This is a genomic window from Kitasatospora sp. NPDC004723 (assembly GCF_040609255.1).
GTDB lineage: Bacteria > Actinomycetota > Actinomycetes > Streptomycetales > Streptomycetaceae > Kitasatospora.
This window is the reverse complement of sequence record NZ_JBEXJT010000029.1, coordinates 81,672-91,936: the sequence shown is the minus strand read 5'-3', so window position 1 is coordinate 91,936 and position 10,265 is coordinate 81,672. Positions and strand designations below refer to the sequence as shown.

12 protein-coding genes and 4 tRNA genes are annotated in these 10,265 nt (G+C 72.3%); 11 read left to right on the top strand and 5 right to left on the bottom strand.

Annotation, left to right across the window (positions count from 1 at the left end):
- The first annotated feature begins 21 nt into the window (after positions 1-21).
- From ABZW10_RS25215 to ABZW10_RS25200, 4 genes are all read left to right on the top strand, one after another.
- Positions 22-94: transfer RNA gene (locus tag ABZW10_RS25215), tRNA-Glu, on the top strand.
- Positions 95-121: 27 nt separating this feature from the next.
- Positions 122-194 (top strand) — tRNA-Glu (locus ABZW10_RS25210).
- Between the two features lie 26 nt (positions 195-220).
- Positions 221-293: transfer RNA gene (locus ABZW10_RS25205), tRNA-Glu, on the top strand.
- Between the two features lie 46 nt (positions 294-339).
- Positions 340-414: transfer RNA gene (locus ABZW10_RS25200), tRNA-Gln, on the top strand.
- A gap of 161 nt (positions 415-575) precedes the next feature.
- Here the strand turns inward: ABZW10_RS25200 and ABZW10_RS25195 are convergent.
- Positions 576-1,289, bottom strand: a complete 714-nt coding sequence (locus tag ABZW10_RS25195; protein ID WP_030306825.1) for an IclR family transcriptional regulator — start codon at positions 1,287-1,289, stop codon at positions 576-578.
- A 231-nt stretch (positions 1,290-1,520) separates the two neighbouring features.
- On the opposite strand from ABZW10_RS25195, the gene leuC reads away from it, so the two are divergent.
- The 4 genes from leuC to ABZW10_RS25175 all read left to right on the top strand — a co-directional run bounded on the left by leuC (position 1,521) and on the right by ABZW10_RS25175 (position 4,952).
- A complete protein-coding gene (gene leuC, locus ABZW10_RS25190) occupies positions 1,521-2,942 on the top strand; it encodes a 3-isopropylmalate dehydratase large subunit (protein ID WP_355369699.1) in 1,422 nt (473 codons plus the stop codon).
- Between the two features lie 5 nt (positions 2,943-2,947).
- Positions 2,948-3,544: a 3-isopropylmalate dehydratase small subunit gene (gene leuD / locus ABZW10_RS25185; RefSeq protein ID WP_355369697.1), complete on the top strand. Its 597-nt coding sequence runs from the start codon at positions 2,948-2,950 to the stop codon at positions 3,542-3,544.
- Between the two features lie 315 nt (positions 3,545-3,859).
- Positions 3,860-4,075, top strand: a complete 216-nt coding sequence (locus ABZW10_RS25180) for a hypothetical protein (RefSeq protein ID WP_355369725.1) — start codon at positions 3,860-3,862, stop codon at positions 4,073-4,075.
- A 133-nt stretch (positions 4,076-4,208) separates the two neighbouring features.
- Positions 4,209-4,952: an HU family DNA-binding protein gene (locus ABZW10_RS25175; protein WP_355369695.1), complete on the top strand. Its 744-nt coding sequence runs from the start codon at positions 4,209-4,211 to the stop codon at positions 4,950-4,952.
- A 147-nt stretch (positions 4,953-5,099) separates the two neighbouring features.
- Here ABZW10_RS25175 and ABZW10_RS25170 read toward each other — a convergent pair whose 3' ends face one another.
- Both ABZW10_RS25170 and cofC read right to left on the bottom strand, forming a co-directional pair.
- The gene (locus ABZW10_RS25170) at positions 5,100-5,321 is read right to left on the bottom strand and encodes a hypothetical protein (protein WP_093860412.1); all 222 of its coding nucleotides are present in this window, start codon (positions 5,319-5,321) and stop codon (positions 5,100-5,102) included.
- 43 nt (positions 5,322-5,364) lie between these two features.
- Entirely contained in the window at positions 5,365-6,066 is a 702-nt protein-coding gene (cofC, locus tag ABZW10_RS25165; RefSeq protein WP_355369693.1) for a 2-phospho-L-lactate guanylyltransferase, read from the bottom strand.
- 213 nt (positions 6,067-6,279) lie between these two features.
- Here cofC and ABZW10_RS25160 point away from each other — a divergent pair, with 213 nt between their 5' ends.
- From ABZW10_RS25160 to ABZW10_RS25150, 3 genes are all read left to right on the top strand, one after another.
- Positions 6,280-7,107, top strand: coding sequence for a lysophospholipid acyltransferase family protein (locus tag ABZW10_RS25160; RefSeq protein ID WP_355369691.1), 828 nt, complete (start codon positions 6,280-6,282; stop codon positions 7,105-7,107).
- Positions 7,104-8,105 carry an NAD(P)H-dependent glycerol-3-phosphate dehydrogenase gene (locus tag ABZW10_RS25155; protein ID WP_355369689.1) on the top strand — a complete coding sequence of 334 codons (1,002 nt, stop codon included), beginning with the start codon at positions 7,104-7,106 and terminating at the stop codon, positions 8,103-8,105. Before ABZW10_RS25160 ends, ABZW10_RS25155 begins: the two co-directional genes overlap by 4 nt.
- A 92-nt stretch (positions 8,106-8,197) precedes the next feature.
- Entirely contained in the window at positions 8,198-9,340 is a 1,143-nt protein-coding gene (locus tag ABZW10_RS25150; protein WP_355369687.1) for a D-alanine--D-alanine ligase family protein, read from the top strand.
- A gap of 68 nt (positions 9,341-9,408) precedes the next feature.
- Here the strand turns inward: ABZW10_RS25150 and ABZW10_RS25145 are convergent, their stop codons facing one another.
- On the bottom strand, positions 9,409-9,927 hold the full coding sequence (locus ABZW10_RS25145) for a DUF3515 family protein (protein ID WP_355369685.1): 519 nt from the start codon (positions 9,925-9,927) through the stop codon (positions 9,409-9,411).
- 20 nt (positions 9,928-9,947) lie between these two features.
- Positions 9,948-10,181 (bottom strand): Lrp/AsnC ligand binding domain-containing protein, encoded by a 234-nt coding sequence (locus tag ABZW10_RS25140; RefSeq protein WP_355369723.1) that lies wholly within the window; start codon positions 10,179-10,181, stop codon positions 9,948-9,950.
- Between the last annotated feature and the right edge of the window lie 84 nt (positions 10,182-10,265).

Sequence of the window (10,265 nt, the reverse complement as noted above, 5' to 3'; positions counted from 1 at the left end):
CCGCAAGGAACCGCCTGGAAAGCCCCCGTTGTGTAGCGGCCTAGCACGCTGCCCTCTCACGGCAGTAGCGCCGGTTCGAATCCGGTCGGGGGTACTGGTTCCGCAAGGAACCGCCTGGAAAGCCCCCGTTGTGTAGCGGCCTAGCACGCTGCCCTCTCACGGCAGTAGCGCCGGTTCGAATCCGGTCGGGGGTACTGATCTCGCAAGAGATCGACCAGGAGCCCCCGTTGTGTAGCGGCCTAGCACGCTGCCCTCTCACGGCAGTAGCGCCGGTTCGAATCCGGTCGGGGGTACCGAGGCAAGAAGCCGATGGGCCTGCTCATCGGCTGATTGCTTTGTTGGGGTATGGTGTAATTGGCAGCACGAGTGATTCTGGTTCATTTAGTCTAGGTTCGAGTCCTGGTACCCCAGCCAGATAGAGAAGGCCCCGGTTTCCCGGGGTCTTTTGCGTTTTCCCGGACCCGGGAATTCCACCGACCCGAAGGGCCCCGCTCGGCATCGAGCGGGGCCCTTCTCGGTCGTGCGACGGGGGAGTGGGGGATCGGAGGACGGGGGAAGGGACGAACGGGGTGGGGTCAGCTGCGGCGCAGGGCCTCGGTGAGCCGGTTGGCGGCCTCGATGATGGCCTGCGCGTGCAGCCGGCCCGGGTGGCGGGTCAGGCGCTCGATCGGCCCGGAGACCGAGACGGCGGCCACGACGCGGTTGGAGGGGCCGCGGACCGGCGCGGAGACGGAGGCCACGCCCGGCTCCCGTTCGCCGATCGACTGGGCCCAGCCGCGCCGCCGGACGCCGCTGAGCGCGGTGGCGGTGAACCGGGCGCCCTGCAGGCCGCGGTGGAGCCGCTCGGGCTCCTCCCAGGCCAGCAGGACCTGGGCGGCCGAGCCGGCCTTCATCGGCAGGGTGCTGCCGACCGGGACGGTGTCCCGCAGACCGGAGAGCCGCTCGGCGGCCGCGACGCAGATCCGCATCTCGCCCTGCCGGCGGTAGAGCTGTGCGCTCTCGCCGGTGACGTCGCGCAGGTGGGTCAGGACCGGGCCCGCGGTGGCGAGCAGCCGGTCCTCGCCCGCCGCGGCGGAGAGTTCGGACAGACGGGGACCGAGGATGAAACGTCCCTGCATGTCCCTGGTGACCAGGCGGTGGTGTTCGAGTGCGACGGCGAGTCTGTGGGCCGTGGGGCGCGCCAGACCGGTGGCGGCGACCAGCCCCGCCAACGTGGCGGGGCCCGACTCCAGTGCGCTCAGCACCAGAGCGGCCTTGTCGAGCACGCCGACGCCGCTAGAGTTGTCCATGCCCTAAGACTGCAGTCTCATTCCGCGAGACGCAAGTTCAATCTTCCGCGAAAAGCGCCACTCTGGATGCAGCAGCCCGGGAGAAGTCCAGGATGCGGCCCCGTCGAGGCGTCCGCATCGTGGACACCGATCCGGCGTGCAGGCCGCGCGACGCGTGCCGCACGGGGCGGCGACAGCTTTGACCTCGACGACACGAGAAGGCCGGCAACGCGGCCGGCTGGAGGGAACCCGATGGGACGGACACTCGCAGAGAAGGTCTGGGACGACCACGTCGTGCGGCGCGCGGAGGGCGAGCCCGACCTGCTCTTCATCGACCTGCACCTGCTCCACGAGGTGACCAGCCCGCAGGCCTTCGACGGCCTCCGGCTGGCCGGGCGCACGGTCCGCCGCACCGATCTCACGATCGCCACCGAGGACCACAACACCCCGACCCTGGACATCGACAAGCCGATCGCCGACCCGGTCTCCAGGGTCCAGCTGGAGACCCTGCGCAGGAACGCGGCCGAGTTCGGCGTCCGGATCCACTCGCTGGGCGACGTCGAGCAGGGCGTGGTGCACGTGGTCGGCCCGCAGCTGGGCCTGACCCAGCCCGGCACCACCGTGGTCTGTGGCGATTCCCACACCTCCACCCACGGCGCCTTCGGCGCGCTGGCCTTCGGCATCGGCACCAGCCAGGTCGAGCACGTGCTGGCCACCCAGACCCTGCCGCTGGCCCCGTTCCGGACCATGGCGATCACCGTCGAGGGCGAACTGCCCGAGGGCGTCACCGCCAAGGACCTGATCCTGGCGATCATCACGAAGATCGGCACCGGCGGAGGCCAGGGCTACGTCCTGGAGTACCGCGGTTCGGCGATCCGCGGCCTCTCCATGGAGGCCCGGATGACCGTCTGCAACATGTCCATCGAGGCGGGCGCCCGGGCCGGCATGATCGCCCCCGACGAGACCACCTTCGCCTACCTCAAGGGCCGCCCGCACGCCCCGCAGGGCGAGGACTGGGACGCCGCGGTCGAGTACTGGAAGACCCTGGGCACCGACGAGGACGCGGTCTTCGACCACGAGATCTTCATCGACGCCACCGAGCTGACCCCGTTCGTCACCTGGGGCACCAACCCGGGCCAGGGCGCCCCGCTCGGCGCCAACGTGCCGGACCCAGCGTCCTTCGCCGACCCGCAGGAGCGGATCGCCGCCGAGAACGCCCTGGCGTACATGGGCCTGGAGGCCGGCACCCCGCTGCGCGAGGTCGCGGTCGACGCGGTCTTCGTCGGCTCCTGCACCAACGGCCGGATCGAGGACCTGCGCGCCGCCGCCGACCTGCTGCGCGGACGCCGGATCGCCGACGGCGTGCGGATGCTGGTCGTCCCCGGCTCCGTCCGGGTCGCCCTGCAGGCCGTCGAGGAGGGCCTGGACAAGGTGTTCACCGCCGCCGGCGCCGAATGGCGGCACGCGGGCTGCTCGATGTGCCTGGGCATGAACCCCGACCAGCTGGCCCCCGGCGAGCGCTGCGCCTCCACCTCGAACCGCAACTTCGAGGGCCGCCAGGGCAAGGGCGGGCGCACCCACCTGGTCTCGCCGCAGGTCGCCGCCGCGACCGCCGTCCTTGGCCGCCTGGCGGCCCCCGCCGATCTGGTGGCGGACGCCGCCGTGGAGGTCTGAGCAGCATGGAGAAGTTCACCACCCACACCGGCCGGGCCGTGCCGCTGCGCCGCAGCAACGTCGACACCGACCAGATCATCCCCGCCCACTGGCTCAAGAAGGTCACCCGTTCCGGTTTCGAGGGCGGGCTGTTCGAGGCCTGGCGCAAGGACGAGTCGTTCGTCCTGAACCGGCCCGAGCGCCAGGGTGCCACCGTCCTGGTGGCCGGCCCCGAGTTCGGCACCGGCTCCTCCCGTGAGCACGCCGTCTGGGCGCTGCAGAACTACGGCTTCCACGCGGTGATCTCCTCGCGCTTCGCCGACATCTTCCGCGGCAACTCGCTGAAGAACGGCCTGCTGACCGTGGTCCTCCCGCAGGAGACCGTCGAGCGGCTGTGGGAGCTCACCGAGGCGGACCCGACCGCCGAGATCACCGTCGACCTGGAGGCCCGCGAGGTGCGGGCCGAGGGCATCACCGCGTCCTTCGAACTGGACGACAACGTGCGGTGGCGGCTGCTCAACGGCCTGGACGACATCAGCATCACACTGCGGAACGAGGCCGACATCGCCGCGTTCGAGGCCCGTCGCCCCTCGTTCAAGCCGCGTACCCTGCCGGTGGCCTGAGATCCCGTTCTGAACAAGCATTCTGACGAACCGCCGGATGGCCCGCTCCCCCTCGGGGGGGCGGGCCATCCGTCGTTCCGGGGCGCGAGTTGTGCCCGCCCGCCGCCCCCGGATTGGGGATTCGGTTTTGCGACAGAGGGCCCCGCAGCATGCACAACTGCGCGTAGATGGCACAATCAGTGCATGCACCGGCACCATGAACCTCCGTACGCGGGCGGCGAACCCGCGTCACCGGAGTCCACGGGCCGGGGATCCGAACGCCGAATTGACGATCGGCCGGAGGCCGCAACCTCACCTGCTGAGGGGCCGGACGACCTGGAAGTCGCAGCGCTCTTCGCGCTTGTGGCCGAGCGGTTGAAGCAAGCTCACGACCGCGTGCATGCGCTGAACGTGTCTGCCGATGCAAAGACCGCTCTCACCCGTCAACTGCTCATCGTCACGGAGACCGCCAAGCGCGATCTTCCGGAGGCGGCGCGGCGGTTGAGTCGCTTTGTGCAGGACCTCGACGAGGGGCGCCCGCCCGTCGACTGAGGTCGCCGACGCGCAAATCCATTGCGACACTAGGGTGATTCGCGCGTTTGGTAATTGAAAGTCCGCAGATACATACCTAACGTGCGAAAAGAACGGATGGAATCATCCGGCGCCCGTTTCCGAAGGGGAAGACGTGAACAAGGCTCAGCTTGTCGAAGCGGTGGCCGAGCAGCTGGGCGGTCGCAAGGCTGCCGCAGAGGCCGTCGACGCAGTGCTCGACACCATGGTGCGCGCCGTCGTGGCCGGCGACCGCGTTTCGGTCACCGGTTTCGGCACCTTTGAGAAGGTGGAGCGCTCCGCGCGCTTCGCCCGCAACCCGCAGACCGGTGAGAAGGTCAAGGTCAAGAAGACCTCGGTGCCCCGCTTCCGTCCGGGCCAGGGCTTCAAGGACCTGGTCAGCGGCGCCAAGAAGCTGCCGAAGGAAGGCCCCTCGGTGAAGAAGGCGCCCAAGGGCTCCCTCACCCCGGGCAAGAGCGGCGTCGCCGCGACCCCGGCCGCCAAGCGGGCCGCCACCAAGCGGGCCGCCACGGCCGCTGCCGCTGCCGCCGCGACCCCGGCCAAGAAGGCCGCCGCCAAGAAGGCGACCGCCACCAAGGCCGCCGCCACCAAGGTCGCCGCCACCCCGGCGAAGAAGACCACGGCCGCCGCCAAGAAGGCGACCGCCACCAAGAAGGCCACCACCACCGCCGCCGCGAAGAAGACCACCGCGGCCGCGACCAAGAAGACCGCCGCGGCCGCCAAGAAGACGGCGACCACGGCTGCCGCCAAGAAGACCACCGCGACGGCCAAGAAGGCGACCGCCACGGCCAAGAAGACGGCGCCGGCGAAGAAGACCGCCACCCGCAAGACCACCGCGCGCAAGACCTCCGCCAAGTAGTCCCCGCGGGTCCTCGCCGGACGGCCTTCGAGAGCCGTGGCGTCGCCCTCTCCCCGGAATTCCGGGAAGGGCGGCACCACGGCTCTCCGCCTTTTCCGGGATTTCCCGGCGGCGGGACCGCGGACGGTGCGCGGCGGCGGCGCGGGGTCAGTCCGCGGCCGGGTCCGGGAAGGTCTGCAGCGTCAGGAAGACCACCCGGCGCGCCTCGCCGGCGCCCTCGGTGCGGATCCGCACGCGCTGGCCCGGGCGCAGCAGCCGCAGACCGCCGGCGTCGAAGGCGGCCGCGTCGAACGGCACCGGGGTCCCGTCGTCGAGCAGCACGGAGCCGGCCCGGGTGGCGGGGTCGAAGGTGAACGCGGTGGCCTGCATGGCAGCAGCATAGCGAGGGCCTCCGACAGCGGCCCCCGTCGTCTCAGCGGGGCCGCCGCGGCGACAGGTAGCCGAGCCGGGCCGCCAGCGCACGGGTGTGCGGGCCGACGCCGAGCGCCAGCGCCTGCGCCAGGTCCTCCCCGGTGTCGACGTCCCGGCGGACCGATTCCACGTCGGGCAGCCGCAGTTCACGGGCACCGCCGGCCGCGTGCCGGGCACGTGAGCCGTCCCCGAACGCGGGGGCGAGCGGGCTGCCCGGGGCGCAGGCCAGCAGGGTGGTGCCCAGCCCCGGGGCGTCCGGCAGGAAGGCCCGGCCGGTCGCGGGCACCGCGCCCAGCACCCGGCCCAGCTCGGCCGGGCGCAGCGCCGGCAGGTCCGCCGAGAGCGCGGCCAGCGGCGCGCGGGGCGCGAGGACCAGCGCGGCCGCCGCGCCGTGCGCCAGGGCCTCGTTGAGTCCGTCGCCGGGCTCGTCGTCGACCACCAGGGCGCCGAGCGCGGCCAGCCGGTCGCCGGCCGCGGTGTCCCGGGTGACCACCAGGACCCGGCCGACCTCCGCCGTGGCCAGCGCGGCGGTGACGGTGTCCAGGGCGAAGGAGAGCGCGAGGTCCGGGCGGTGCGGACCGGCGAACGGGGCCAGCCGGGACTTGGCCCGGTCGAGCCGCTTGAGCGGCAGCACCAGCGACCAGCCGGCGGCGGGTGCGGGGGGCGCGACGGGCTCGCTGGGGCGTACGGTGTCCTGGGTCATCGGCGTCATTGTGACGCTGGTCCCGGAGCCCTCGCCAGGCCGTCCGAACTGTGCGGACGTGCGTTTGATCACGCCCGAGCGGCGGGTGGGCGGGGTTGCTCGACAGCCGGTGAGCGGTCGGGCGAGACTGTTCCGCGCCCGCGCCCCGAGAGGTCGTGGAAGCGGGATCGACCGCGGCACCCCAGCGTGCCGCCCGGATGAGGAGGACCTGGGGTGGCCCGCCGCTCGAACGCCGGCTTCGGCAACGCCGACTACGGCTTCTGGTACCGCTTCGCGGCCGTGCTGGTGAAGCCGGTGACGACCGCCCTGGTCAAGCCGGACTGGCGGGGCTGGGAGCACCTCCCGAAGGAGGGCGGCTTCATCGCCGCGGTCAACCACAACTCGATCATCGACCCCGTGGTGTACGCGCACTGGCAGTACAACAGCGGGCGGCCGCCGCGGATCCTGGGCAAGTCCTCACTGTTCTCGGTCCCGTTCATCGGGTTCATGCTCCGCAAGACCGGCCAGATCCCGGTGTTCCGCGAGTCGACCGACGCCGCGCAGGCGTTCCGGGCCGCCATCGACGCCGTCGACCGGGGCCAGTGCGTGCAGTTCTACCCGGAGGGCACGCTCACCCGGGACCCGGACCTGTGGCCGATGACCGGCAAGAGCGGCGTCGCCCGGGTGGCGCTGATGACCGGCGCGCCGGTCATCCCGGTCGCCCACTGGGGCGCCCACGAGATCATCCCGCCGTACGGCAGGGGCGCTTCGGGCAAGGGCAAGTTCAACCTCTTCCCGCGGCACCGGGTGACGGTGGCGGCCGGTCCGGCCGTCGACCTCAGCAAGTACCGGGGGCAGGAGCTGACCGCCCAGGTGCTCAGGGACGCCACCGAGGACATCATGGCGGCGATCACCGCCGTGCTCGCCGACATCCGCGGCGAGGAACCGCCCGCCGAGCGGTACGACATGCGGGAGGCCGCGCGGAAGCGGGCCGCCGCCGCGGCCGCCCGCCGACCGGGCCGGGCCGTGGGCACCGACGAGAACGGGGAGGGCGCCAAGTGACCCGCTGCGCCGTGTTCGGCACCGGCTCCTGGGGCACCGCGTTCGCGATGATCCTCGCCGACGCCGGTTGCGAGGTGACCCTCTGGGGCCGCCGCCAGGAGCTGGTGGACGCCGTCAACGCCACGCACAGCAACCCGGACTACCTGCCGGGCCTGCGGCTTCCGGACTCCGTCCGGGCCACCACCGACCCCGCCGAGGCGCTGGCCGGGGCGGACTTCGCGGTGCTGGTGGTGCCCTCGCAGACGCTGCGCGAGAACCTGGCGGCCTGGGCGCCGCTGCTGGAGCCGAAGACCGTCCTGGTCAGCCTGATGAAGGGCATCGAACTCGGCACCGTCAAGCGGATGAGCGAGGTCGTCGCCGAGGTCGCCGGCGTCGGTCCGGAGCGGATCGCCGTGGTCAGCGGGCCGAACCTGGCCCCGGAGATCGCCAACCGGCAGCCGGCCGCCAGTGTGGTCGCCTGCACCGACGAGGCGGTCGCCAAGCGGTTCCAGGCGGCCTGCCACACGCCGTACTTCCGGCCCTACACCAACACCGACGTGATCGGCTGCGAGCTCGGCGGCGCGGTCAAGAACGTGATCGGCCTGGCGGTCGGCATGGCCGACGGCATGGGGCTGGGCGACAACACCAAGGCGACGCTGATGACCCGCGGGCTCGCCGAGACCACCCGGCTGGGGCTGGCGCTCGGCGCCGACCCGTACACCTTCGCCGGGCTGGCGGGCATGGGCGACCTGGTGGCGACCTGCTCCTCGCCGCTCTCCCGCAACCACACCTTCGGCACCAACTTGGGCCGGGGCATGTCGCTCGCCGAGACCATCGCGGCCACCCGGCAGACCGCCGAGGGCGTCAAGTCCTGCGAGTCGGTGCTCGACCTGGCCCGGCGCAACGGCGTCGACATGCCGATCGTCGAGGCGGTGGTGGACGTCGTCCACAACGGCCGGCCCACCCAGGAGGCGCTGCGGGCGCTGATGTCCCGCTCGGCCAAGCCCGAACGGCACTAGCGGCCGTCCGGGACCGGTCCGGGACCGGTCGAGGACCCGTCCCGGGTCGGTCGCGAGGAGGTCACGGGCCTCGGGGTACTCTCGGTCGCGATATGAGCATCGAACAGACCTCCCAGAACCCGTCCGCGAAGCCGCGGGTCGCCGTCGTGTTCGGCGGCCGCAGCTCCGAGCACGCCATCTCGGTCTCGACCGCGGGCAGCGTGCTGAAGGCGATCGACCGCGACACGTACGAGGTGCTGCCGATCGGCATCACCCACGAGGGCCGCTGGGCGCTGGTCAGCGACGAGCCGGCCCGGATGGCCATCACCGACGGCCGGCTGCCGGACGTCGACCACGTCGCCGAGTCCACCGAGGGCCAGGTCGCGCTGCCGGTCGGCCCCGGCAGCCGCGAGGTGGTCTGGAGCGAGCCCGGCGCCGCGCCCAAGGTGCTCGGCGAGGTGGACGTGGTCTTCCCGCTGCTGCACGGGCCGTGGGGCGAGGACGGGACCCTGCAGGGCCTGTTGGAGCTCTCCGGGGTGCCCTACGTCGGCAACGGCGTGCTCGCCAGCGCCGCGGGCATGGACAAGGAGTTCACCAAGCGCCTGCTGGCCTCGCACGGCCTGGGCGTCGGGCGGTACACGGTGGTCCGGCCGCGCGAGTGGGAGAGCGAGGAGGGCCGTGCCGCCGTCCGCGAGCGCGCCTCGGTGCTGGGCCTGCCGCTGTTCGTGAAGCCCTGCCGGGCCGGCTCCAGCATGGGCATCACCAAGGTCAAGGACCTCTCCGACCTCGATGCCGCGATCGAGGAGGCCCGCCGGCACGACCCCAAGCTGATCATCGAGGCCGGTGTGTCCGGCCGCGAGATCGAGTGCGCGGTGCTGGAGTTCGAGGACGGTCCGCGGGCCAGCGTCCCGGCCGAGATCCTGGTCGGCGGCGACTACGAGTTCTACGACTTCGAGGCCAAGTACATCGACTCCTCCGAGGTCCGCATCCCGGCCGAGCTCTCCGCCGAGGAGACCGCCGAGATCCGCCGGCAGGCGATCGCCGCCTTCGAGGCGCTCGGCTGCGAGGGCCTGGCCCGGGTCGACTTCTTCCTGCTGGACGATGGCGGCTGGATGGTCAACGAGGTCAACACCATGCCCGGCTTCACCCCGATCTCGGCCTACCCGAAGATGTGGGAGGCCAGCGGGCTGTCGTACCCGGAGCTGATCGACCGGCTGCTGCGGGCGGCGCTGCGCCGCTCGACCGGCCTGCGGTAACCGCGCACGGACGGACGCAGGGCGGCCCCGGAGCCCCGGGACCGCCCTGCGCGTGCGTCGGGGCGCGGTCAGGGGATGTTGGCCTTGACCACGTCGGAGAGCGCGGCGGCGGCGTCCAGCGGGTTGGCGGCGGCCCCGCCGGGGACGGTCACCTCGACGAAGGCGGCGCGCTGGGTGGCGGTGAACCGGTAGCCGCCGTCGGAGAGCTGCTCCGGCCACCAGGTGACGTCGTTGACCGTCGGCGAGATCTCCGCCTGCTTCTCGTCGACCAGTCCCTCGGGGTGCGGCACGCCGCAGCGCAGCACGATCCGCGGCGAGGCGGCCCAGGCGGCGACGTACGGGGAGGCCGGGGAGGGGTCCTTGCGGGCGTGGCCGAGGAGTTCCTGCGGCAGGGCGGCGGCGAGCGCCCGGCAGTACTCGGCGGCCTTGCCCCGGGGCTCGGGCGTCTCGACCTTGGGGTCGAGGGGCGCGCTCCAGCTGCCGATCAGCACCACGACGGTGCAGGCGAGCGCGGTCGGCACCGCCAGCCACCGGACGGGGGCCGGCAGTGCCGCGAGGAAGCGGGGGGCTCGGAGTTGTCGGGTCACCCGCCGATGGTAAGCGTGTCTTACAGATGGACGACGGGACAGGTGAGGGTTCGGGTGATGCCCTCGACCTGCTGGACCTTCGCGACCACCAGACGACCGAGGTCGTCCACCGTGTCCGCCTCGGCCCGGACGATCACGTCGTACGGGCCGGTGACGTCCTCGGCCTGGATGACTCCGGGGATCTTGGAGATGGACTCGGCAACGGCGCTGGCCTTGCCGACCTCGGTCTGAATCAGGATGTAGGCCTGTACCACGGGGACCTCCCGGCGGCTGGGTTCGGGGATCACCGCCGTGATCGCCCGGTGGGGCGCGGGGTGGGGGAACGGGGTCACGGCAGA